Source organism: Chryseobacterium sp. CG10_8, from assembly GCF_058117085.1.
Window position 1 is genome coordinate 1 of sequence record NZ_JBYVEB010000049.1, and the last position, 23,640, is coordinate 23,640.

Consider the following 23,640-nt stretch of genomic DNA (forward strand, 5'->3'; position numbering starts at 1 on the left):
TTAATTTTTACACTGACTATTTTAGGATTCACGGGTTATTGGTTGACGACCAAGTTTAACTTTTTTACCAATTATCAAGTGGGTCAAAAGATTGATAGTCTCGACGGTGTGGCTGTCTATTATAATGGCGGTGTTGGTCATATTGGAGATCGAAACAAAACTTCGGATGGTTACAATTTGGGCTTGAAATATCAATGTGTTGAGTTCGTTAAGCGATATTATTACGAACACTATCATCACAAAATGACGGACAGTTACGGAAATGCTAAAGATTATTTTGACAGAAAATTAGATGATGGAGAATTGAATGAAAAACGAGGATTAATTCAGTATCGAAATCCAAGTAAGGCAAAACCAAAAAAAGGTGATTTGCTGATTTTTGATGTAACTCCTTATAATCAGTTTGGACATGTTGCCATTATTTCTGATGTAAGAGATGATGAAATTGAAATCATTCAACAAAATCCGGGAAAATATGCTTTTTCCAGAGAAAAAATAAGTTTAGAGAGAAGTAATGTGAAGTATAAAATAGATAACGATAGAATTTTAGGATGGTTGCGAAAGGAATAGACTTCAGTTAGGTGGTTTGGGTTTTATAGTTTTTAAATTTAGAGTTAAACTGCACCCAAAAGATTACTCGATCTTAAAATTAATTTAATTGGTTTCTTTCAGATTCAGTGTGCTTTTCACTAACTTAGTCAATAAATTAAATACGATGACCGAAAAAGAAAAAATGATTGCAGGAAAACCTTATAAAGCCTTTGGTGAAGAGCTTTTCAAGGAAAGACAAGATGCAAAGGAATTGGTTTTTGAATTCAATTCGCTAAAACCAAATCAAATGAAGGAGCGAAATGAAATCTTGAAAAAACTTCTGGGAAAAACGGGAAAATCTTTCTTCTTCGAACCTCCTTTCAGATGCGATTATGGCTATAATATTGAGATTGGAAACAACTTCTACTCCAACTATAATTTAATTATTCTCGACTGTGCTAAAGTCACCATTGGTGACAATGTTTTGATGGGTCCCAATGTGGGTATTTATACAGCAGGACATCCTATTCATCACGAAATGCGCAACCAATGGTACGAATATTCATTTCCGATTTCTATTGGTGATAATGTTTGGATCGGAGGAAATGTGGTGATTAATGCAGGTGTTTCGATTGGTAACAACACTGTCATCGGTTCTGGAAGCGTTGTCACCAAAGATATTCCTGACAACGTAATTGCGGTTGGTAATCCATGTAAAGTGATAAGACAAATAACGGACGAAGACAAACAATTTTATTTCAAAAATCTGAAATTTGAATAGTTTAAGAATTTTGGAAGTATCTTTTATTACTGTAATCAAATGATTAACAATGCGTAGAATTATAGCTATTTTGATTATTTCTGTTTTGAGTTTCAATTTTGGTTACTCTCAATTATATCATCAATATTGTAATGCAAGATTTGATTTTTGTGGCGACTACCCTACTAATTTTGAAGGATTGGGAGAAGCACAAAATGGTGATGGACAAATATTTGTTTCCAAGGATAAAAAATCTGAAGTCAGAATCTATGGAAGCATGGTACTCGAAGATTTACAAGATTTGAAAATTAATTACAAGCAAATTTTAGCTTCTAAAAACACTACTTATCGACTCTTGAAGGAAGACTATTTCGTTGTTTCTGGCTTCGAGAAAAATGGAGATATTTTCTATATTAAAACGGTTAAAACAAAAGCAAAATATTTCGGACGAGAATGGACAGATGTTTTGCTAACTACCATGATTACTTATCCCAAGTCTCAAGAAAATCAGTATTCGGGATTTTGTCAGCATATCGCAAAGACTTTCGGGGTTGTCGGCGCGATTTCGCAACCAACCAACGCTTATATCGAAGGTGATTTTGACGGAAACCAAATAATTGATTTTGCAACGGTAACTTTGATTAAAAAGGGAGAAGGAAATCCCGTTGAAAACGGAATAGCTGACGACTATGAGATTCAGTTTTCTGAACCTTCATTAAAGCCAATAGAAGCCGGTTGCTGTGAGATTAGACTGATTAATGAAGGGGACCTTAATAATGATGGAGCCGACGATATATCTGTATTTCAAGCACCGATGAATGGTTGCACATACTCAATGACGACTTATTCTTTTACAAATAAGGAATGGATGCCTATTGTTAAGACTTTTTTGATTCCCACAGGATGTGCTCATATCAGTGATGAAGACTTGCAACAAAGGGTTTTTAGAGAGAATAATTCCATTTATTATTTGGAGACAGACATGTCACAAGAGAACGGGAAATTGATTAAGAACGAAGTCGAAAAATAGTTGCTTTATTTCTAGTTCTGATTTCGATTTTTTTGTAATTTCATAGAATTAAAAACAACATTAACTTATGAAAAAACTAATTCTCGTTGCAGTGGTAACACTGTTGTCTAATCTCTTCTACGCGCAAGATTTCAGCAGTTTGAGAGATTCAAGTTTTGATTCTTCCGAAAGTATCAAGTCCGCAGAATCGCAGGTTTTGACGTGCGCCAACTATCTTTTGAGCCATCCCTCAACTGAAAATCAAATCAATAGATTGACAGCTTTACAATACATTATGAAATGGATGGAAGCAACGCCTGATTATACCTTTGAAATTGGCTCTAATGTAATGGAACTTACGGACAATAATCAAGATATGTTAGGACTATATCTCGCTACGATGACCAAAGTTGTTTTGGAAAACAAAGATGAAAAATTAAGTAATGATGCCATCTATGACAAATCAGTAAAAGTCCTAGGTGAGTACTGTGCAAATCCCCAAAACAATATAAAACTTTCCAAAAAGCAAAAAAAAGCGTTTGGTATTTCATAAGATGAAATTAACAGTCCTTATTTCACTTAGTTTGTTTTGGAGTTCGGTTTACTTTGGGCAAGATTTTAATTCAATAAACTTTAACCTCGAGGATACTCCGCATAACATCAGTAATCATGTCAATGAATCATTTTTGCTCAATTCTTTTTCTTCAGAAATGGTTTCAAAGGGTCATCAAAGGTCGATAACAAGTGATTCATATAGTCTCAGTAACAGTGATAGTCAACTGAATGCAATTTTGTATCGATCAGCTTTCAATGTAGGCTACCATTACATCGGAAAAGGGAGAAATTCAGGTTATTTGGGCGTAGATTTCCGCGGAAGTGACAGAGGTAAACCTGCACTTAATCTCGGATTAGGAACTTATTTGACTTCGATTGATGATCAATTCAAGGTTTTGCCTGCGATACAGGCCAATTATTCTTTGTATGATTTTGCTTTGATTGAAGTAGCTTCGAGTAATCAATTTTTTAAGCCAAGTTTGGGATTTAACATTTTAAATATCATACAATTAAAACTAGGTTATAGCTTTTGGTATAAGGAATCTAGGTTCAATAGCTTGACTTTTGGTCTCAACTTTTGTTTGGGTGGAGATGATTTTTATGATGCTCTGAGAATGTATTAAATTGCTTTCTGAAAACACTATCAATCCCCAAAAAATTGAACCTCTCCTACTTATCCAATGGGGAATTTGTTTTGGATTACTGATTTAGATTATTCAATTTCATTCTTCAATCAATACTTAATTGCTTACTTTTGCCAACATATAATTTTTAAACCATGAATAGTAAAAAGAAATATAAAAAGGAACTCTTGAAATCGTTAAAAAAACTTGCTTTCACGGAGCATTATCTTTTAGAATCCATGACGACATTAATGATGTTGAAGGAAATTAAAGAAAGTAACATCAAGCTAAAAAAAGGAGATACTTTTTCTTTTGAAGATAATATCTTCGATTACAGTTCTGACAAGAACATCAGAAAAATTGCTAAACTTCGCAAAAAGATGTTGAAAACGATGGGTAAAATAGTCGATAAGAATAAGTTTAAAGACAAAGAACTCGAATTTCTTGCATAAAATTAAAGGCTTTTCACTAAGAAAAGCCTTTTTTGTTTTTATTACTTTTATCAAGTAACATTAATGTTATAAATTTCAGTAATTTAGTATACTAGAAAAAGCCGTGGTTTTAGTAGGTTGGATAGCAAGCTATAGGTCATCGTTTCGCCCGCCTTCGCTAATACTTTTTCGTTATGTGTAATATAAAAACCAAAAATAGAAATGAAAATAAAAAAAATATTATTCAGCATATTTACCGCTCTTGTTTTAATAATATCAATATTCCTTTATATGAATAGGGATAAATTTGTCTATGTAGGTTCAGTAGATATTATTGAAGTTGATTGCAGCAAAAAAGTTCAAATCTTGAGCGAAGTTTTAGAAAGTGACCAAAGGATTAGAAAATCAAATGACTTCATCAAATACGCTAAAGAAGATCATAGGAATCAAGAGTTAGTGATTAGCATTATTGAAAAGTGTGGTATGCCTACATTAAAGGAGGTGGGTCAACGACAAATGGATGCAATCTGGTTAGGACTGCAACATAGCACTAAGGAAATCAGAAAAAAATATTTTCCACAAATAGAGAAAGCGGTTGAAAATGGAGACTTATCTAAACAACAATACGCATTGATGAAAGATAGGATGTTAATGGACGAAGGAAAACCCCAAATATATGGTTCACAAATAGAAAATGGTAAATTGTATAAATTAGAAAATCCTGAAACTGTGAACGAAAGAAGAAAAGAAATGGGACTGGAACCGATAGAGGATTATTTAAAGTATTTCAATATTAAGTTCAATCCGAAATAAAATACTACACATAAAATTGCATTAGCAAAAGCAGGCTTTACTTTGGCAAGCTCAGCAAACAGAATACTCAAATTGAAACCTAACGAAGTGGTTCGATGAAGTCAAAATATGAATATTTTTCGTTACCACTGCTTTCTGGTTTCGTTATTTTTTTGTAATTTCACTTCACTGAAAAAGCATTGGCTTCAGTTGACTTAAAATTGAACTGTCGTTCACTTTTCGTTAGCTTTCGTTAATACTTTTTCGTTATGCGGCAGCTTAGAAAACTCAACAACACAGAAAATGGGACATAAAATAGTTTGTTTAGACTGTAAAAAATCATTTAGTCAAGGAACTGACTTGAATGACAGAAAGGAAACTAATTGTCCTGCTTGTGGAAAGCAAATGACGCATTTACCTCATAGATTTAGACCGCCCAAAAAGTCGGAAGAAAAAAAATGGGAGACTGTTAAGTTTCTAATAGACAATGGCTTTTATTATCATCACATTTACGAAACTGTCACTAAGACAATTAATGGATTTACTAAGTATGAAAATTTGGTTCCTTATCCTAACAATATTCGAGATGCCAAAGAATTTGTAGAACGCTATAAAAGTCAAGCTAGAAAATGAATAAATGGAAAATTGCATTTTGGTGTTGCTTTACACTTTTGGTTGCGGTGACAGTTTTTTCTGTTTATTCAATTATTGAACAAGGTGTAACACTGAACTATCAACAAGAAGGTTATGCAGGCACAGAAAACGACCTTGACCAATTAATTAAAATAATTAATGACACAGACTTGACAAAAGAGCAAATTCAAACAGAACTGAAAGACCATAGACTTTATGAATATTTGGACTTCAAATCAGACACTGTTTCTCTTGACAGAGTTATACTTATATTCGAGAATGAGAAACTTAAAAACGTGACGAAACAATGGTAAGACAAGAAAGTCGACCGCATAACAAGGTATTGCCAAAAGCGGGGGTCAAACTCATAATTGCAACATTCTGTATTTTTAGTCGCAATTGCTTTTTCGTACGACATTTCTTTGTAATTTCACTTTACCGAAAAAGCATTGGCTCAGTTTGGTTGAAAATTGGACTTTGACTCTGTCGAACCACTTAGTCGGGTTTCAGTTCACTATTCGTTAACTTTCGTTAACTTTTTTTATGTAGATAAGACAAATGAGAATCCTCCAAATTTACATATCAATATTATTATCAGTTTTTGGTTTTGCTCAAACACAAATTGTACCTAATTGGGGTCATTCTGACTTTGTAGAAAACAATATAAATAAGGTTTCTTCATATTCGATTCCTCTGCGAAAAAATGGTAAGGAAAAGAAAAAAGATAGCGTTTTACTTTTTACAAAACAGATTAATTTAGATAGCAACATAGTTTATGGCATCAACAGCAACTTCGTAATTGTAAATCATGGAGATTCTTATTTGACCTGGAATTGTTTTAAAGACTACTATAATCAAAAGGGATTAATACTGAAAGAAACAAGTTCACCGTTAGCAGTCAATAAAAAGAAAAAATCCGAATCTATTAATTATGATGATGAGAAATCCGAAACAATCTATGAATACGATAATCAGAATAATCTTATAAGAGAAGAGTCTCGAGTCATAAAAAATCACATTTCAAAAAATCAATCAAGTAAAGATACTTTTAAGTTGAAATATATCTACAAGCCAACGATTTATGAATATGTTTACAATTCGGACAATCAAAAACTTAATCAATTTTATACGGTCGACAGTACCCGATATTTTGAAACTCAAATCACTACTTCTTGCATCTATTGCCATCCCAAATTCTTATTTGCAAAGTGGAAATATGATAAAGAAAAAAGACTTAAAGAACATATTACCTACACAAATGAAAATGAATTTCATACAAAAAGCTACTTCCTCTATGATGAACAAAATCGGTTGAAGAAACAAATAGATTCAACAGGCTGGTACATCTATAAAAAGCCGATATGGCAATCGACAAAGACCTATGATTATGAAAAAGATAAGACTATTACAATTATTGATTATAATAGCGATTCGAGGGTTGGGAACTATTATGACCAAGAAATTACTGTTTATGATTCTAATAAGAACATCTTAAGCCAATGCACACTCAAGAATGGTCAAAAAGAATGTGTTGATTATTGCTACAAATGGGAAAAAGGAAAGTTAATTGAACTAATAGAAACCAACTCAGAAGGACAAGTTAAAAACAAAAAGTATAAGTATAATAGTCGGAACCTTCTAATCGAGATCTCAAAATATCGAGATAAAAAGCGGATTGAATTGATCAGATACAAATACGAATGAAAAGTAAGCACCCTTTAGAATTCTGCATTAGCATAGACAGACAAAATTCCTGTTATTTTTTTTAGGATCTGTAAAAGCTATTTTCTAATTTGCTTTCTTTGTATTTTAGTTTACTTGAGAAAGGAAAATTTATACAACCAAAATATATGATACAAGATTCTGCAATGATGGAAAAGCGCTATGAAAGATTCGTAGTGACCGTGTGTGAGACTGGGATTGTTTTAGGACTTAAGAACGATGAAGGTTTGGCCACATCAAGTTCGGTTCACTTCGATGATGAAAATGGCGAACCTTTGGGCATCATCTGTTTTTGGGCGGAAAAAGTTTTGGCGCAATCATGCATAATTGAGGATTGGAGCGATTATAAAGTTACTGAGATTTCTTTGTCCGATTTCATCGAAAATTGGTGTGTTGGAATGGAAAACGATGGAATTTTGGTTGGAACCGAATTTGACCAAAATATGTTTGGGTACGAAGTCGATCCGCTAGACTTGATTCTTGACTTAATTGGCGAATTAAAGCGAATCAAGAAGCCATTAACCTTTAAGAAATTTAAGGATTTGGCTGATTTGGAAGAGCAAGTAAAAGCGGTATTATAGGTTTTATACACCAATAATTAGTCATGAATCAATCGAATAGAACTTTTCTGACGACAAAGAATGTTTTCAAAATTTCGCTCTATGTTACAAAGTAGAACATTTATGGCTTCTTACCTATTATTTTGTCGAATAATCTATGCAATTTTTTGTTAAATTCGCAATCTGAATTTCAAAATTGGGATGTGGCATTTTGATTTTTATTAAAATCCACTTTTTCTGCTATCTACACAAGACAAAAACACCTAAAACATGATGAATATTGACCTGAAGATTTTACCTTTTATCTTTGTTTTCCTTTTAACCTCTTGCACAACAGCACAAAAAAAGGATGATTTATCACAAAAAATAGACAGTATTATTCAGGTTGAGAGTCCGACGAATTTCAATGGTGTTATCTTGATTACCAAAGCCGGAAAGACAGTTTATTCCAAAGCGCAAGGTTATAGAAATTTTGCTTCTAAAAAACCTTTGGAACTGAATGATGGATTTGAAATCATGTCCAATTCCAAACTGGTGACTTCGGTTTTGCTTTTGAAAGAAGTTGAAGAAGGGAAAATCAATCTTCAAGCTCCCATTAAGAAATATTTGCCAGAGTTGAAGCAATCTTGGGCGGATTCGGTGACCGTTCATCAGCTTCTGAACCATACTCATGGAATCGTCGATACCGACAAGGCACTGGCTTTTTCGCCTGGAACTGATTTCAAATACGGAAATCTTTCTAATATTTTGCTTGGAAAAATTATAGAAAATGTTTCTCATAAGACCTACAGAGAATTAGCGGAAAACCTCTTTAAAACCCTCAAAATGAAGAATACATTTTGTTATTCAGCCAACGACAAAAGAAATCTTGTAGATGGGTATATTAACGAAAATAATGTATTGACTTTGGTCGAACATTCATTTATCAAAGAGGAAAATATTCCAGCAGATGGCATTATTTCCACTGTTAAGGATTTATCGATTTGGAACGCAAAGCTTCACCATGGAAAAATATTAAAACCAGAGAGTTACAAATTATTGATCACTCCTAGCGTACTATCTCAGCACGATGTTTTCGGTAAAGAAAAGCAAGGTTATGGTTATAACATTAGAATTGCCACAGAAAACGGAATGAAATATCTTGGACATACTGGTTTGGGAGACGGTTTTTCCTCACTTAATATTTACTTCCCACAATCTGATGTCAGTGTCATCGTTTTGCAAAATAATATGAATGACGATAGCAGTCTTTATTATTATTTCGAGAAGAGAATTAAAGATATTGTCCTACAATCTGATTTGGTCAAATAGTTATATTTCTTCAAAAGAAGGAAAAGTTTTTCAAAAAAAAAGACGCAGGCTCCAAGAAGATTCAGATTTTATTTATAATTTACCCAGATTATAGAAAACAATGGTCAATGCTTAGAGCGAAGCTTTTTTTGATACTTTTTCTTCTGTTATTCGGAGTGTTTTTCGGACAAAAAAACTTCCAAAGGATAGATCGTTTTGCTGCTGCGACTAAGTATGATGGCGATTTAGTTCAGCTCGTGAATAACCTTACGCTTCCTTGGAAAAGTGAGCTTGATAAAACAAGGGCTTTGTATACTTGGCTTGCTGAAAACATCAGCTACGATTATAAAATGTTCAATAACGGGAAGAGGGCGATCGTTTTTCATTGCAAATCAAAAGACGATTGTGCTATCAAGAAGCAAGAATTTGAAAATGACATTGTCAATGACGTTTTAAGAAAAAGAGAAGCCGTTTGTTCGGGTTATGCCATTCTATTCAAAAGAATGTGTGATATCGCAAAAATCCAATGTACAAGCATTGATGGATATGTCAAAACCAAGTCTTCTCATGTTGGACGAAGTGGCGTTTTGGATCATGCTTGGAATTCGGTTATCATTGACGAACAGACTTATTTCATTGATTTAACATGGGCTTCAGGATATTGCGAAAGCGATCGAGATGGCAAACTAAAAAATTTTGTCAAAAAAAGGAATGACTTTTATTGGTGTACTCCAATTGACAAATTTATTATAGACCATTTTCCCAAAAAGCCCGAAACGGTGCTGAATTTTGACATGTCAAAGGATGATTTCAAGAATCAACCTTATATCGAAAATAGCATCATTCCTTACATCGAGATTATCGCTCCAAGAGAAGGGACTCTCAATGTAAATGTGAAAGATACAATTACCTTTAAATTCAAATTTTCTCAAGATTTAAGGAATATCCAAATCAACACCAATCTGTACCGGAATCCTTCCATCTATCGCAAAAATGAAAAAGGAGAAAGAGTAGTCAACCAAAATGCTCTCAACAAGCAGGATTACATCAATTATCACAAAGTGGAAGACGAGTACGAGTTTTCCTATATTGTAGAAAAGAAGGAACTTTCTTACATTGAGATTCTCTTCGACCATCAGCTAAAGCTCAAGTATTTGGTAAATATCCAGTAGATGTTTTTCAAGTGCAGAAACAATAAAGCTAATAGGTTAATCACGGTTATTAAAATTTGATATTAAATTGAATTATTTAATTTAAAATTTACCTTACTAGTTTGATTTCAAGTAATAAAACCAACGAATATCATTTGCTGAGATTTATATTTTATTATTATATTTGCCGGTCTAAAAAAACAAATGAGAAATAAAATTTATCTTATTGCAGCCCTTGCTCTAGGGATTGCAGTTAATGCGCAAAGCGATGACGCTGCCGAACTGGCAAAAAAACTTTCTAATCCTATTGCATCACTAATTAGTGTTCCTTTGCAAAATAACACTGACTACGGAATAGGTGATAATAATGGGACAAGAAATACATTGAACATTCAGCCAGTTGTTCCTATTAAATTGAGCGAAAAACTTAATTTAATCTGTAGAGTTGTTTTACCAGTGGTGACTCAATACAATATTACAGGTGTTGGTCAAAAACAAAACGGATTAGGCGATGCCGTTCTTAGCGGATTCGTAAGTCCTTCTCAGTCAAAAAGTGGAATTACTTGGGGTGCAGGACCAGTTTTTCTTATTCCGACAGGGACAGATGATTATTTAACAACAAAGAAATTTGGAGTAGGTCCAACTGCAGTTATTCTAAGACAATCTAATGGTTGGACGGTTGGTGCTTTAGGAAATCAAATTTGGAGTGTTGCTGGAAGCGAAGAAAGAGCAGATGTGAGCCAAATGTTTCTTCAGCCGTTTGTGACTTACAACTGGAAAAGTGGAGCTGGATTAGGCGCTAATATGGAATACACCCAAAATTGGAAAGCACAAACTTCTACGGTATGGATTAATCCAGTTATAAGTGGCGTTACCACACTTGGAAAACAAAAAGTGTCACTTGCAGCTGGTCCAAGATTTAATATTGCTGCACCAGATGGTTCCAAGGCTGACTGGGGATGGAGAGCGGTGGTGATTTTCCTTTTCCCAAAATAATGTTGCCAAAATAGAGATAGGCAATAGAACTTATTAGTATTGGTAGGTTGCTTATCAGCTTTAATATAAAATGGAATGATTTTCAGGTTTGTACCCGAAGTCGTTCCATTTTTTTTGTTAAAAATTTACATATTAAAAGTATCATTCAAAAAATATATCGAACTTTGATTCAGTATTTTACCTTGAAGTACACTCTGTTTAGTATCTTAAAAAAAATAGTTCTTATGAAATGGATGCTCCCTCTCCTATTTTTGATGATGACCTCTTTGGTTGATGGTCAGAAAACTGATGTTTGGACTTCCTTTGATGATGAAGAAGGTTACCTTTTTGGATTTAAGGATTCCGAAGGAAACGTTATGATTCCACCAAAATTTATGGGCTTTTCTGTTGCGTCTCGTTTTGATAAGATTGTCGCGGTTATGGAAGACAAAGGTGGTACTTACGACAGTTACTATCTTTTGAAAAACGGAAAACAATTTGGCAGCGATAGCTTGTATGTTTTTGATATGACCTACGATTGCGAAAGCGAGAGTTTTATAAAATTTCGTGATCCAGTGAGTGATTTGGTAGGAATGTTTGATGGCTACGGAAAGGTCGCTATTCCTGCGCAATTTAGTGATATGACAAGGTTCCGAAACGGATTAGCTGTTGGATTAAAAGGGGCTAAAAGAGAATCATGGGACAAAGATAAAAAGCATTCCGGATGTGATCATTGGAGCTGGGTTGGAGGAAAGGAGGTTTTAATCAATCAAAAAATGAAATCTTGATTGAAGACTTTAAAGCAGAAGAAAGTTTAGATTTTTACTCTTTAGAAGTCCTTGATTCGCCTAGTAAAGATCCTGCAAGAGTCAATTTCTTGGGAACTAATAAAAAGCATTATTCGTTTGTAGACAACGAAGCACTGTTTGAAATTTTCCTTGAGAAGCAAATTCTTAATAATCTAACGAAGGAGAATCTATTGGTACATTCCTATCAGGATTTAGTCTTTTGGACATCCGAAAAAGGTTGGATATCACTTCCCAAAGAGAAGTTTTTGAACCAGAATTCCCAAATTTTAATTGAACACTTATCAGAAGTCAAAAAATCTAATGCAGATTATTTTGTTATGATTGAAGACTATTCACCGTTGCCCGATTCAATAGAAACCCGTTTTGATTTTACCCTCGACAATTGTGGAAGGCGTGACATTTCGCGATACCCTATTTTTAGCCTAGTTGTTAATCGCGGTACTGAAAAGGAAAAGAGATCTTATCAGGATCATTTTACCTTCATTAAATTAGGAGATCAGATTCAGTTTTTAAGTTGTAGTATTGGCGACTTGGAGTTTAGTGAAAACTAAATATCTTATTGTTGCACTGATTGCTGCTGTTTCCTTAGAACCTTCCAACTTAAGGTTGCGAAAAATTTACCCAACAAGAAGCCTACTGCAGCTCCCATGAGAATATCGAGCGGAAAGTGTACACCAAGATAAATTCTGCTATATGAAACAACGGATGCCCAAACAAAAAGGAAATAAGGAAACCAACCATACCTTTTCTTCAGCATCATTGTTAAAAAGGAGGCTATAAAAAAAGAGTTTGAAGCATGCGCAGAATAGAATCCAAACGAACCTTTACAATCAACAATCCTCATAAGTTGATTAACGCTAGGGTCATGACAAGGACGTAATCTTTCGACTCCATGCTTGAAAATTCCTGCTAATTGATCCGAAACAGTCAAACCAAGACCAATAAAAATAAGAATAAATACTAGCGATTTTAGTTTGAAATTTTTCGCTAATAGATAAAGAAAAATAATATAAAGCGGAATCCAAATCCATTTCTCTGACATCAACAACCAAAACTGATCAAAAGTGGAGTTTCCCAAATTATTGAGAAATAGAAAAACTTCTTTGTCTTCTGAGATGATTTCGTGCATATTATCGGCTTACAGGTCCTTCGTGAGTGTCAGATAACTGATCTACTTTGGGTTTCACATCTTGGCTTGGATTACCTTCCAATTCTCTCTTAAGGTATTCTTGTGGATTATAATCTTTAGCTGCGTCTTTAACTTTATCTATTTCTTGCTTGATCTCGCTCAGTGGATTGTCGGTATCCTTCATGATTTCGGTTTTGATGTCATCCATCGCCCCTCTCATTTTTCTTACTCCAGAACCCAAATCTCGCGCAATCTTCGGCAACTTATCAGGTCCGAAGAGCAAAACAATTGCGATGGCGATAACCACCATTTCTTGAAAACTCAAATCCATTCGGCAAATTTACAAAACATTTTGATTTAACAATTGGTTTAACGATTTAGAAACTTTCGATTTTTTCGCTTGAAGACCTGTTGCACAAAGAAAGCACTAGCTACCATCAACAAAAATCCTAGAAAAAATGGAGCTCCTGGAAATATAAACGGCGCTTCATCGTGGGTGAAGAAATAGAAAGTATTAGTCATCAATAGAGGTCCTATAATTGCTGTCAGACTGATAATACTGGTTAATGCACCTTGAATATCACCTTGTTCATTGGCGGGTACCTGAGAAGAAATTTCTGACTGTAATGCAGGTCCTGCAATTCCGCCCAACGAATAAATAATTAAAATTGCAAAAAACATCCACTCTTTGTCAGCAAATGAGAAGAGCAACATCCCGATAGAATAGAAGGTAATTCCATAAAAAATACTTCTTTCGTTACCAATGATAGGATATATTTTCCGAATCAAATAACCTTGAACAAATGCTGTTAAAATGCCCGTTACTCCAAGTGAAATACCCACCATTTTTTCGTCCCAACCAAAACGATACATGGTAAAGAAAGACCAATTGGTCTGTATGGCGTGTGAAGCAACATACACGAGAAACCATGCAACCAATAGATATGCAATTTGAGGATACTTTTTAACATTCATTAAAGTTCCAACAGGATTCGCTCTTTTCCAAGAAAAATTTCTTCTGTTTTCTGGGGATAGGCTTTCAGGTAATATGAAAAATCCATAAAGAAAATTGAGTAAACATAGAATTCCTGCAGCGATAAAAGGTACTCTAGACCCGTATTCACCGAGCAAACCTCCAATGACTGGGCCGATAATAAATCCCAAACCGAAGGCCACGCCTATCATCCCAAAATTTTTAGAGCGATTGCTATCGTCAGAGATATCGGCAATATAGGCACTTGCAGTGGTGATACTTGCTCCTGTAATTCCCGAAAAAATACGGCCCACAAAAAGCCAAAATATTGTCGGAGCCCAAGCTTGTAGAAAGAAGTTAATAGAGAAACCTAGGAGAGAAAACAGAATGACCGGTCTCCTACCATATTTATCACTAAGATTCCCCAAGATGGGAGCAAAAATAAACTGCATAAAAGCATACAAAAAAACCAGCCAACCTCCATATTTGGCAGCCTCTGATATGTCAGAATGGATGAGCTCCTTGATTAAGGTAGGTACCACAGGAATGACAATTCCCCAACCGGTTACATCCACCAAAAGAGTAACGAATATAAAACCTAAAGCTGCGTTTTTGTTGTTTTTTTTCATTAATGGAAATAGTCTTTTAATAAAAAAATGTCCTCAAAATAGAGAGGACATTTTTTTTTGAATTATTTTATAAAAAATTACTTCTTTTCGTGGTCAATCTCTTTTGCATTGGATTTATACTTTTTCAATAAATCGTACGAAATTGCAGATGCGACAAAGATAGAAGAGTATGTACCGAATCCGATACCTAGTAACAATGCGAACATAAATCCTCTAAGATTTTCACCTCCGAAAATAAAGATCACCAAGATTACCAATAAGGTCGTCATTGACGTGTTAAAGGTTCTTCCGATTGTACTAGAAATAGCATCATCAAACAATGCAGATAGCGAAAGTGCTTTCTTCTCTCTCAGGTACTCTCTAATTCTATCGAATACAATCACGGTATCATTAATCGAGTAACCTAATACAGTCAAAATAGCTGCGATAAAATCCTGATTAATTTCCATATTGAAAGGTGCTACTTTGTAGAACAATGAGTAAGCCCCTAATACAATTACAGTATCGTGGAATAATGAAGCTACAGCTCCTAAAGAGAATTGCCATTTGCTAAATCTGAACAAGATATATAAGAAGATTCCAAATAATGCCACTGAAATCGCAATTACACCACCAGTTTTAATATCATCAGCAACGGTTGGTCCCACTTTAACAGAAGATTCGATTCCGTAACCATCAACATCCGGATTTTTGAAGCTTTCCAATGTTGCATTAGCAGGTAAGAATTGTTTAAGCCCTTCAAACAATTTCTTTTCTGCATCAAAATCCGCTTCCACTCTTTCATCATCGATTTTGTAATCTGTAGTAATCTTTAACTGATTAACGTTACCAAAAGTTTTAGCATCAATACTCTCTGTTCCTTTTTCAGTTTTGAAAAGCTTAGCAAGAGATTCTTCAGCTTTTGCAGGGTCAACAGGTTGAGCGAATTTTACTACGTAATTTCTACCACCATTGAAATCTACCCCAAATTTGAAACTATTTGTAAAAATAGACACTAAGCTGATGGTCATCAAAATAGCTGAGAAAACATAGGCAATTTTTCTTTTAGAAATAAAACTGAAATGTACATTTCTAAACCAATTTTTAGTCATTGGTGTCCAAACAGAAAGTCCTTTACCTTTTTCCAATCTATTAAAGATCATCACTCTCGAAAGCAATACAGAGGTGAACAATGTCATTAAGATACCAATTCCTAAAGTAATAGCAAAACCTTTGATAGGTCCAGTTCCGAAGAAATATAGTACAGCTGCGGTTAATAGCGTCGTGAAGTGACCATCAATAATCGCAGATAACGCGTGCTTAAATCCGTCACTATATGCTTGCTTAATACCTTTTCCAAGTGCTAGTTCCTCTTTGGTTCTTTCATAGATGATTACGTTAGCATCAACGGCCATACCCATTGTTAGTACCACCCCGGCAATACCAGGTAGCGTAAGCGTTGCATTTAATGAATCCAAAATCCCGAAAAGGAAAAATAAGTTAATAATCATGGCAATCACCGCATATACTCCCGCTCCACCATAATAGAAAATCATGTAAACAATGATTAATAAGAAAGCGGCGATGAAAGAGTACATACCTGCATTAACTGAAGCTTGACCTAGTGAAGGTCCTACTTGCTCAGCTTGAACGATTTTCGCACCCGCAGGTAATTTACCAGCTCCTAAAACGTTAACCAAATCTTGTGCTTCTTCTTGAGTGAAGTTACCAGAAATTCTAGATCTTCCATTTGGAATAACTTCATTAATATTAGGTGCAGAATATACTACGTTATCCAAAGTAACAGCAACTGGTCTACCGACATTTTTCTCGGTCACGATTTTCCATTCACGAGCACCTTTAGAATCCATTTGCATGTCAACTTCTACTCTACCAAGTTGGTCATAAGAAATATTAGCAGATTCAACAGCACCATCAACTGGAGCTAATTGATTAACAGTTCCTTTAATAGCATATAAGCTAAGATAATCAGGTTTTTCTGTTTCTGGTTTGTAAGCCCACATAAATTGGGTGTACTTCATGTTAGCTGGACGAGCTTTAGAAGCTATACCACTTTTAAGAATCTTATTGACTGTAGCTGTATCAGAAAGCTTAACACTTCCTTGACCCATAACATTAGCTTGGTCAAGACCCATTATCTTAATGAAGTTGGTGTTTTTAGCAACACCCATAGAATCTCCTTTAGCTTGAACTAAAGTTGCAACTTGACTAAAATATGGATAAACTTCTTGTAATTGTTGTACTTCCCAAAACTGTAGTTTTGCTGAAGTCTGAAGCATTTTTTTAACTCTGTCGATGTCCTTAACACCAGGCATTTCAACAGAGATTCTTGCAGTACCAGGAACTCTTTGTACGTTAGGTTGTGTAACCCCCATTTTGTCAATACGGGTTCTGATTACCTCATACGCAGTACTTGTTGATAGCTCAATTCTATCTTTTACAACCTTCTTAACTTCCTCATTAGTCGAATTATACTTGATTTCACTTAGGTTAGTGTTACCAAAAATTTCTGGGTCAGCTAATTTTAGGTTGGTTTTTTTCTCTTTGTTAACCAAATCAAATTGAGTAAAGAAATCATCAATGTAAGTGTTTGTAGAGTTTCTTTGAGCCTTATCGGTTCTGTTAAGCGCCTCAATTAACACTGGATTTGTTGAGTAATTGGTCAAATTGTTAACCAAATCTCTCTGATTGATTTCCAACAAAACGTTGATACCTCCCTTAAGGTCCAATCCAAGCTTCATTTCTTTTTCCTTCGCTTTGGTGTAATACAATTCTGTAAAACCAAGCTTAAGAGTGTCTTTGGAAAGACGCGCTATTTCTTGCTTGTACTTTTGAGAATTGTCACCGGCAACGGCTGTTGCTTGTTTTTCGATTTTGGAAGCATACCAAGTTGGCAAAAGTTCATTGATACAGATAAGTCCGAGTACAATGGCAATTGCAGTAATAAGTCCTTTTCCTTGCATTATAATACAACATTAAAATTATAGTCGGCAAATATAATGATTTTCAAAAGAATTAAGAATTTTTTACCAAAGAAAAATCTAGAAACATTTAATGGTATGTTAGACTTCAAACTTTTGTTAAATACATTCGATATTTAGGATTTTGAGGATTGTGGATTTGTAGTTCAAGAAGGTTCTTGTTTGTCTTGTTTTTAATTAATTATGAAAAACGTGTTATTAATGTGATTATTTAAACGTAATTTCATTATCTTTATAGTATTGTAAATCATATTTTTAACCCTAATTTTTAAAAGTCATGAAAATATTAACTTTATTTTTTAGTTTTATTATCTTTCAAAGCACCTTTGCTCAGACTTATAATTTACAGAGCTTTGCTACTGGCTTTACAGCGCCAGTTGAAATTACCCATGCTGGAGATTCGAGGTTATTTGTTGTTCAACAAAATGGGATTATCAAAATCGTTCAACCCAATGGCACCGTTAATGCTACTAATTTCCTTAATATCAGTTCTAAAATTACTTATGGTGGAGAAAGTGGACTTTTGGGATTGGCTTTTCATCCGCAATACAGTACCAATGGCAAGTTCTTCGTTTATTATAATGCTGTAACTACTGGAAATATTACGGTTGCAAGATATAGTGTCAGTGCCACCGACCCTAATGTTGCTAATGTAAGTTCTGAAGAAGTATTGTTAAGTATTCCGAAGCCATACGCCAACCATAACGGTGGAAGTATTCACTTTGCCCCAGATGGTAACTTGTGGATTTCTACGGGAGATGGAGGTGGTAGCGGCGATCCTCAAAATAATTCTCAAAACATCAACTCGCTTCTTGGAAAACTTTTAAGAATTAATGTAGATGGTGTGACCGGATATACTGTCCCTTCTGATAATCCATTTGCTGGAGCAATTGCTGGCTCGGATGAAATTTGGTCTTTTGGTCTCCGAAATGCTTGGAAATTTTCCTTCGATGTACCGGCAGGAAATATTATGATTGCCGATGTTGGTCAAAATTTATATGAAGAAATTAACAGAGTGCCTATTAACCAATCAGGTGTTAATTACGGCTGGAGATGTTACGAGGCCAACACTGGATATTCATTATCGGGATGCGCTGCTTCTTCTACAATGACTTTTCCTGTGGCAACCTATGACCATTCGGGTGGGAAATGTTCGATTACTGGAGGGTATGTTTATCGAGGTTCTGCTAACCCTACCTTGACTGGACTTTACTTTTTTGCCGATTATTGCTCTGACCAAATTGGGGTAATGACTCCAAGTAATACTATTACATGGAGCACTACATTTTCTGGAGTTTCATTTACCACTTTTGGAAGAGATTATCAGAACGAACTCTATGTTGGATCTACCAGTAACGGAACAGTCTACAAAATCACCACTCCAACAATGGCTACATCTGAAAATATGATGTCAGACGGAATTGAAATTTATCCTAATCCAACTTCAGACCTACTCCAAGTAAAAGGTCTTCAAGGCAAGGACATTAAAATTGAAATTTATGATATGGAAGGACGATTGGTTTTGAACTCTACACTGGATAGAGATCAGCGTCTTAATGTTTCAAGTTTGAAATCAGGAGTCTATATTGTGACCATCAAATCTGGTCTCCAAAAGGTCTTTACAAAAAAGATTATTAAAAAGTAAGAACCTATTTAGCGATGAAACTAAAAATTATTACAAGCACTTTAGTTAATTGAAACAAAATAAATCATGCAAGGGCAATTAAGTTCTGAAAATCAAGTGATTTCAAGCAAATTGAACTTAATGTTTTTTAAACTTATTGAACCTTAATTAACTAAAGTGCGTTTGATGTTAAATTTCAATGACCTTTAACTTATACCGTCATCGAAAAAATTCTCGTTTCTGGTTTGTTTCTTAACATTCTGAGGTCGAAAGTCATGGCTACATTTCTCGTAAAGGCTCGTCCCTCCTCAGTAATTCTAATTGAATTCTCAGAAATTTCAACCAAACCGTCTTCTTCCATTTCCTTCAGTTTTTCAATAGAATTTTCAATTTCAGGAAGGAAGCTTTGTTCATCCCAGGAGGTTTCTAATCGGCACATTAAATTCAAAATATGTTGCCTAATAGTCAAATCTTCTTCATTTAAAATATGTCCTCTGAAAACTGGAATTTCACCTGCTTCTACCCTTTTCTGATAATCTTCAACAGTCTTTTCGTTTTGAGCAAAAGCATACCAAGAATCAGAAATGGCAGACATTCCCAAACCAATCATCAATTGAGTTTTACTTGAAGAATAACCCATGAAATTTCGGTGAATTTTTCCATTAATTAAACTTTGGTACAAATCGTCATGTTCCAAAGAAAAATGGTCCATTCCGACTTCTTTATATCCTAATTCTTCTAACAATTGCTTTCCGTTTTCATAGAGTTTGCGCTTTTCTTCACCACTCGGCAAATCGTTTTCATCGAAACCACGTTGACCAACACCTTTAATCCAAGGAACGTGAGCATAGGAATAAAAAGCCAAACGATCTGGTTTTAATTCCATTGTTCTATGAATGGTATGTTCCATTTTGTCCCAAGTCTGATGTGGAAGCCCGAAAACCAAATCGTGTGAAATACTCGTATAACCAATTTCACGAGCCCATTGCGTAACCTTCTCTACATTTTCAAAAGGTTGAATCCTATTGATTGCTTTCTGAACCTCCAAATCATAATCTTGAACACCGAAACTACAACGTCTGAATCCCAAATCATACAGTACCTGCAAATGTTCTTTGGTGGTATTGTTAGGATGTCCTTCAAAAGAAAATTCTGGATTTTCTGCTATTTCAGATTTAGCAAAAATTCCTTCTAATAAGGTTTTTAAATTCTCAGGTGAGAAAAACGTCGGAGTCCCTCCTCCAAGATGGAGTTCTTTGATTTGGGGTTTCGAGTTTCGAGTTTCGAGTTTCAAATCAGAAAAATCTTGATTATTGTCTCGTGTCTGGAAAAGTTTTAAGTATAAATCCCACTCCTTCAGAACACTTTCTAAATAAGGCGTTTCAACCGAATGCTGTTTTGTAATTCTCTTGTGACAAGCGCAAAACGTACATAGGCTTTCACAAAAAGGTAAATGAATATAAAGTGAAATTCCTTCGGCTTCGTTACTTTCATTAAAAGTTCTAATAACGGAATCTTTCCATTGCTCTGCTGAAAATGCTGCCTCGTCCCAAAAAGGAACGGTTGGATATGATGTGTAACGTGGACCTGGAATATTGTATTTGTTGATAAGAGAATTCATTTCGCAAAAATAGGGATTAGGAATTAGGAATTAGGAATTTTTGTAAAAAAACTAAAGTCTTATTTATAAAAACCTAATCGGTAATTGTAACCTTTATTATTCTATTTTTCCCAGCAAAAATCAAGTTGTTTTTATCAATCCATTCACAAACAAAAAGTCCTTTTTCATCTGAAATTTTAGTCCAAGTTTTTCCGTAATCATTGGAAAATGAAATGTGTTGATCTCCGACGGCGATGATGTCTTTTCCTTTGGATTTTGGTCTGATTTTGACACAAGTCATATATCCTGCATTTTTTCCACTGGCTTGGATTTGCCACGTTTGACCGCCATCAACAGAAGTAGCGATATTGTTGATATTTTCTGATTGTTTGGTGTAATCGCCACCGACTGCAATTCCAAATTTATCATCATAAAAATCAATAGAATAAATCCCTTGTGAAGAAGTTCCTTGGATAAATGGGATTTCGTATACTTTCCACATATAAGGGGAATTCCAATTGAATTTGAAAATTCGAGATTTAGTACCACCTGTGACAATCCAAACGCTATTTTTGTACATCGCAATATTAGAATTACTTGCAGCGAAATGTGCCTCTCCTTGATAGTATTTTGGAATATCCTTTGAACTATTTTTCAAAGTTTTTCTACTCAATAAATAGAAATGTGCTTTACCTTGCGTTGATGGGTCACTTATAGCAATTCCATTATTACTTTTATCAATTAAATAAGAATCAAAGAACACAAAATCCAAGACGTCTTTTTGCATCTTTGTGACCTTGAAATTATATGGATTAATTGCATAGAACTGAGCTGGAGAACCAATATTAACAGTCTGAAAAACACCTTCTTTAGTTATTGCTAAAGTTCTAAATTCTCTTTTTAATGAGTCAAGTTTCACTTGTTTTTTATCAGAACTATCTTTCAAAGAAACGTAACCAAATTTAGAATCAGTTCCAGCGTACCAAACTTTCCCATCCCAAACTTGAAGTGCTCTAATGCTTATTGGGTCTTCCAAAAGGGTTGTCATCTCAATTTTCTGAGCCCATGAATATTGAAGAAATGAGAGTACTAATAAGAATCCAAAGACTTTTTTCATTGAGTTATAATTTTAGTAAAAATAAAAAATCCCAATCAATTGCGATTGGGATTTCTATTTTAATGTTTGTTATCAATATCAACTTCTTCTAAAGGCTCTTGTTCGGCTTTGAATGTTTCACCAAAACCACCGTTTTGAAGTTTAGAATTTCTCTTACTATAAAGGAAATAGATCACAAAACCGATAGCTAGCCAAATCAATGAATAGGTCTTTGCTTCTTTGCTCAAATTGTAAATAAGGTAAACGTTAATCAAGATTCCCAAAGTAGCTACCAAAGGTAAAGCTGGAACTTTGAAATTTCTTTGTAGATTAGGTTGTTTTTGACGTAATACCCATACCGCAACACACACCATTGTGAAGGCAAATAAGGTTCCAAAGCTTGTCATGTGAGCAAGGTCATTGATTGGAGTTAATGACGCAACAACCGAAATAATCCCACCCAAAATCAATAGGTTTTTTGTAGGCACTCCTGTTGTCACATTGACTTTGGAGAAAGTTTTTGGAATAAGTCCGTCTTTTGACATTCCTAAGAAGATTCTGGACTGTCCCATAATCATTACCATTAATACTGAAATTAGTCCTACAGTTGCAGCAATCGTAATGATATATCCTGCCCAAGCTTGACCTGCAATATCAAAAGCATAAGCTACAGGAGCTTTGATTGCGTCAGGATATTTCCCAAGTGGATTAAAATCTGTATAATGCATCATTCCTGTTAGTACAAGCGATACCAAAATATATAAAATCGTACAGATGATTAATGAGGCAATGATTGCAAAAGGAACATCCTTTTTAGGGTTGATCGCTTCTCCTGCTTGAGTCGAAACGGCATCGAAACCTACATAAGCAAAGAATATTGCCGATGCACCAGCTACAACTCCCATCACACCATAAGCCGAGTGTGAAACGTCATTTTCTGTAATGGTCGTAGCTTCAGGGATAAATGGAATCCAGTTTTCAGTATTGATATAAAACGCTCCAGCAATAATGACAAAAATAATCGCTGAAACTTTCATGATTACAATAAGATTATTAGCTTTTGCAGCTCCTTTTGTTCCCCGAATTAAGATAGAAATTACTACTAATACGATAAGTAAAGCAGGCAAATTCATAAACAACTTGAAATCAAGAATTTCAGGTGCTGCATTATACATATCAATGGTATGTTGGAAATCAGCCAATTTTGATGCTGACAAGTTCCCGTTTGCAATTTGGGAAGTAGCTTCTCCAAAGGCTTTTTTTGCTGTTCCAGGATCGGTTGTCATCCAATATGGTAGATGTAGACCAAACATTTTTAGTAGTTTACCAAAATATCCAGACCAGGAGACAGCGACTGTCATAGAACCCATCGCATATTCCAAGATAAGCCCCCATCCGATAATCCATGCGAAAATTTCTCCTACTGTTCCATACGCATAGGCATAAGCAGAGCCTTCAACAGGTAATATTGAGGCAAATTCTGCGTAACAAAGAGCGGCAAAGACACAGGCGATTCCAGCAATAACAAATGATAATGCTAATGCAGGTCCCGCATTGTAATATGCTCCCGTTCCTGTAAGTACGAAAATTCCTCCTCCGATAATCGCTCCAATTCCGATGGCAGTTAAACTCCATTTTCCCAATACCCGCTTGAGTTGACTTTTTTTGATGTCAGCTTCATAAGCTTCCATGGGTTTTTTGATCCAGATATTTGACATAAGGTTGTTTTAAAGATTCCCAAAAATATAAAAATTTAATTATTCTTAA

The 23,640-nt window shown here is 34.8% G+C and carries 24 protein-coding genes; 17 read left to right on the plus strand and 7 right to left on the minus strand.

Features of this window, described 5'->3' with window-relative positions:
- The 16 genes from AC4AGG_RS09275 to AC4AGG_RS09350 all read left to right on the plus strand — a co-directional run.
- On the plus strand, positions 1–570 hold a 570-nt coding region (locus tag AC4AGG_RS09275), incomplete at its 5' end, for a CHAP domain-containing protein (protein WP_489771709.1).
- A gap of 145 nt (positions 571–715) precedes the next feature.
- Positions 716–1,312, plus strand: a complete 597-nt coding sequence (locus AC4AGG_RS09280; RefSeq protein ID WP_489771710.1) for a sugar O-acetyltransferase — start codon at positions 716–718, stop codon at positions 1,310–1,312.
- A gap of 49 nt (positions 1,313–1,361) precedes the next feature.
- Complete coding sequence (locus AC4AGG_RS09285; protein ID WP_489771711.1) at positions 1,362–2,321, plus strand: hypothetical protein; 960 nt, start codon at positions 1,362–1,364, stop codon at positions 2,319–2,321.
- A gap of 67 nt (positions 2,322–2,388) precedes the next feature.
- On the plus strand, positions 2,389–2,853 hold the full coding sequence (locus AC4AGG_RS09290) for a hypothetical protein (protein WP_489771712.1): 465 nt from the start codon (positions 2,389–2,391) through the stop codon (positions 2,851–2,853).
- Position 2,854: 1 nt separating this feature from the next.
- Positions 2,855–3,478: a hypothetical protein gene (locus AC4AGG_RS09295; RefSeq protein WP_489771713.1), complete on the plus strand. Its 624-nt coding sequence runs from the start codon at positions 2,855–2,857 to the stop codon at positions 3,476–3,478.
- A 155-nt stretch (positions 3,479–3,633) separates the two neighbouring features.
- The gene (locus AC4AGG_RS09300; RefSeq protein ID WP_489771714.1) at positions 3,634–3,930 is read left to right on the plus strand and encodes a hypothetical protein; all 297 of its coding nucleotides are present in this window, start codon (positions 3,634–3,636) and stop codon (positions 3,928–3,930) included.
- 201 nt (positions 3,931–4,131) lie between these two features.
- Positions 4,132–4,722: a DUF6624 domain-containing protein gene (locus AC4AGG_RS09305; protein WP_489771715.1), complete on the plus strand. Its 591-nt coding sequence runs from the start codon at positions 4,132–4,134 to the stop codon at positions 4,720–4,722.
- 282 nt (positions 4,723–5,004) lie between these two features.
- The gene (locus tag AC4AGG_RS09310) at positions 5,005–5,334 is read left to right on the plus strand and encodes a hypothetical protein (RefSeq protein ID WP_489771716.1); all 330 of its coding nucleotides are present in this window, start codon (positions 5,005–5,007) and stop codon (positions 5,332–5,334) included.
- A complete protein-coding gene (locus AC4AGG_RS09315) occupies positions 5,331–5,648 on the plus strand; it encodes a hypothetical protein (protein WP_489771717.1) in 318 nt (105 codons plus the stop codon). The genes AC4AGG_RS09310 and AC4AGG_RS09315 overlap by 4 nt, the downstream gene beginning before the upstream one ends.
- A 244-nt stretch (positions 5,649–5,892) precedes the next feature.
- Positions 5,893–7,038, plus strand: coding sequence for a hypothetical protein (locus tag AC4AGG_RS09320; protein ID WP_489771718.1), 1,146 nt, complete (start codon positions 5,893–5,895; stop codon positions 7,036–7,038).
- 146 nt (positions 7,039–7,184) lie between these two features.
- Positions 7,185–7,637, plus strand: a complete 453-nt coding sequence (locus AC4AGG_RS09325) for a DUF2750 domain-containing protein (protein ID WP_489771719.1) — start codon at positions 7,185–7,187, stop codon at positions 7,635–7,637.
- A 249-nt stretch (positions 7,638–7,886) separates the two neighbouring features.
- Complete coding sequence (locus AC4AGG_RS09330) at positions 7,887–8,927, plus strand: serine hydrolase domain-containing protein (RefSeq protein WP_489771720.1); 1,041 nt, start codon at positions 7,887–7,889, stop codon at positions 8,925–8,927.
- Positions 8,928–9,034: 107 nt separating this feature from the next.
- Positions 9,035–10,078 (plus strand): transglutaminase domain-containing protein, encoded by a 1,044-nt coding sequence (locus AC4AGG_RS09335; protein ID WP_489771721.1) that lies wholly within the window; start codon positions 9,035–9,037, stop codon positions 10,076–10,078.
- Between the two features lie 183 nt (positions 10,079–10,261).
- Positions 10,262–11,053 carry a hypothetical protein gene (locus tag AC4AGG_RS09340; protein ID WP_489771722.1) on the plus strand — a complete coding sequence of 264 codons (792 nt, stop codon included), beginning with the start codon at positions 10,262–10,264 and terminating at the stop codon, positions 11,051–11,053.
- A gap of 224 nt (positions 11,054–11,277) precedes the next feature.
- Entirely contained in the window at positions 11,278–11,820 is a 543-nt protein-coding gene (locus AC4AGG_RS09345; RefSeq protein WP_489771723.1) for a WG repeat-containing protein, read from the plus strand.
- The gene (locus AC4AGG_RS09350; RefSeq protein WP_489771724.1) at positions 11,817–12,392 is read left to right on the plus strand and encodes a hypothetical protein; all 576 of its coding nucleotides are present in this window, start codon (positions 11,817–11,819) and stop codon (positions 12,390–12,392) included. The genes AC4AGG_RS09345 and AC4AGG_RS09350 overlap by 4 nt, the downstream gene beginning before the upstream one ends.
- A gap of 5 nt (positions 12,393–12,397) precedes the next feature.
- On the opposite strand, the gene AC4AGG_RS09355 is transcribed toward AC4AGG_RS09350, so the two are convergent.
- From AC4AGG_RS09355 to secD, 4 genes are all read right to left on the minus strand, one after another.
- Complete coding sequence (locus AC4AGG_RS09355) at positions 12,398–12,970, minus strand: phosphatase PAP2 family protein (protein ID WP_489771725.1); 573 nt, start codon at positions 12,968–12,970, stop codon at positions 12,398–12,400.
- A gap of 1 nt (position 12,971) precedes the next feature.
- Positions 12,972–13,301, minus strand: coding sequence for a Sec-independent protein translocase subunit TatA/TatB (locus AC4AGG_RS09360; RefSeq protein WP_489771726.1), 330 nt, complete (start codon positions 13,299–13,301; stop codon positions 12,972–12,974).
- Between the two features lie 38 nt (positions 13,302–13,339).
- Complete coding sequence (locus AC4AGG_RS09365; RefSeq protein WP_489771727.1) at positions 13,340–14,572, minus strand: TCR/Tet family MFS transporter; 1,233 nt, start codon at positions 14,570–14,572, stop codon at positions 13,340–13,342.
- 77 nt (positions 14,573–14,649) lie between these two features.
- Complete coding sequence (gene secD / locus AC4AGG_RS09370) at positions 14,650–17,535, minus strand: protein translocase subunit SecD (RefSeq protein WP_489771728.1); 2,886 nt, start codon at positions 17,533–17,535, stop codon at positions 14,650–14,652.
- A 295-nt stretch (positions 17,536–17,830) separates the two neighbouring features.
- On the opposite strand from secD, the gene AC4AGG_RS09375 reads away from it, so the two are divergent.
- Positions 17,831–19,198, plus strand: a complete 1,368-nt coding sequence (locus tag AC4AGG_RS09375; RefSeq protein WP_489771729.1) for a PQQ-dependent sugar dehydrogenase — start codon at positions 17,831–17,833, stop codon at positions 19,196–19,198.
- Between the two features lie 190 nt (positions 19,199–19,388).
- Here the strand turns inward: AC4AGG_RS09375 and hemN are convergent, their stop codons facing one another.
- From hemN to AC4AGG_RS09390, 3 genes are all read right to left on the minus strand, one after another.
- Positions 19,389–20,798, minus strand: coding sequence for an oxygen-independent coproporphyrinogen III oxidase (gene hemN, locus AC4AGG_RS09380; RefSeq protein ID WP_489771730.1), 1,410 nt, complete (start codon positions 20,796–20,798; stop codon positions 19,389–19,391).
- A gap of 73 nt (positions 20,799–20,871) precedes the next feature.
- The gene (locus AC4AGG_RS09385) at positions 20,872–21,894 is read right to left on the minus strand and encodes a WD40/YVTN/BNR-like repeat-containing protein (RefSeq protein ID WP_489771731.1); all 1,023 of its coding nucleotides are present in this window, start codon (positions 21,892–21,894) and stop codon (positions 20,872–20,874) included.
- A gap of 59 nt (positions 21,895–21,953) precedes the next feature.
- Entirely contained in the window at positions 21,954–23,591 is a 1,638-nt protein-coding gene (locus AC4AGG_RS09390; protein WP_489771732.1) for an APC family permease, read from the minus strand.
- Positions 23,592–23,640: the final 49 nt, after the last annotated feature.

Coding starts and splice junctions, on each gene's coding strand:
- AC4AGG_RS09325 (WP_489771719.1), top strand. CDS start 7,185: ATGATACAAGATTCTGCAATGATGGAAAAGCGCTATGAAAGATTCGTA.
- AC4AGG_RS09345 (WP_489771723.1), top strand. CDS start 11,278: ATGAAATGGATGCTCCCTCTCCTATTTTTGATGATGACCTCTTTGGTT.
- AC4AGG_RS09280 (WP_489771710.1), top strand. CDS start 716: ATGACCGAAAAAGAAAAAATGATTGCAGGAAAACCTTATAAAGCCTTT.
- AC4AGG_RS09310 (WP_489771716.1), top strand. CDS start 5,005: ATGGGACATAAAATAGTTTGTTTAGACTGTAAAAAATCATTTAGTCAA.
- hemN (WP_489771730.1), bottom strand. CDS start 20,798: ATGAATTCTCTTATCAACAAATACAATATTCCAGGTCCACGTTACACA.
- AC4AGG_RS09365 (WP_489771727.1), bottom strand. CDS start 14,572: ATGAAAAAAAACAACAAAAACGCAGCTTTAGGTTTTATATTCGTTACT.
- AC4AGG_RS09390 (WP_489771732.1), bottom strand. CDS start 23,591: ATGTCAAATATCTGGATCAAAAAACCCATGGAAGCTTATGAAGCTGAC.
- AC4AGG_RS09305 (WP_489771715.1), top strand. CDS start 4,132: ATGAAAATAAAAAAAATATTATTCAGCATATTTACCGCTCTTGTTTTA.
- AC4AGG_RS09290 (WP_489771712.1), top strand. CDS start 2,389: ATGAAAAAACTAATTCTCGTTGCAGTGGTAACACTGTTGTCTAATCTC.
- AC4AGG_RS09375 (WP_489771729.1), top strand. CDS start 17,831: ATGAAAATATTAACTTTATTTTTTAGTTTTATTATCTTTCAAAGCACC.
- AC4AGG_RS09360 (WP_489771726.1), bottom strand. CDS start 13,301: ATGGATTTGAGTTTTCAAGAAATGGTGGTTATCGCCATCGCAATTGTT.
- AC4AGG_RS09315 (WP_489771717.1), top strand. CDS start 5,331: ATGAATAAATGGAAAATTGCATTTTGGTGTTGCTTTACACTTTTGGTT.
- AC4AGG_RS09285 (WP_489771711.1), top strand. CDS start 1,362: ATGCGTAGAATTATAGCTATTTTGATTATTTCTGTTTTGAGTTTCAAT.
- AC4AGG_RS09355 (WP_489771725.1), bottom strand. CDS start 12,970: ATGCACGAAATCATCTCAGAAGACAAAGAAGTTTTTCTATTTCTCAAT.
- AC4AGG_RS09335 (WP_489771721.1), top strand. CDS start 9,035: ATGCTTAGAGCGAAGCTTTTTTTGATACTTTTTCTTCTGTTATTCGGA.
- AC4AGG_RS09320 (WP_489771718.1), top strand. CDS start 5,893: ATGAGAATCCTCCAAATTTACATATCAATATTATTATCAGTTTTTGGT.
- AC4AGG_RS09385 (WP_489771731.1), bottom strand. CDS start 21,894: ATGAAAAAAGTCTTTGGATTCTTATTAGTACTCTCATTTCTTCAATAT.
- AC4AGG_RS09300 (WP_489771714.1), top strand. CDS start 3,634: ATGAATAGTAAAAAGAAATATAAAAAGGAACTCTTGAAATCGTTAAAA.
- AC4AGG_RS09330 (WP_489771720.1), top strand. CDS start 7,887: ATGATGAATATTGACCTGAAGATTTTACCTTTTATCTTTGTTTTCCTT.
- secD (WP_489771728.1), bottom strand. CDS start 17,535: ATGCAAGGAAAAGGACTTATTACTGCAATTGCCATTGTACTCGGACTT.
- AC4AGG_RS09340 (WP_489771722.1), top strand. CDS start 10,262: ATGAGAAATAAAATTTATCTTATTGCAGCCCTTGCTCTAGGGATTGCA.
- AC4AGG_RS09295 (WP_489771713.1), top strand. CDS start 2,855: ATGAAATTAACAGTCCTTATTTCACTTAGTTTGTTTTGGAGTTCGGTT.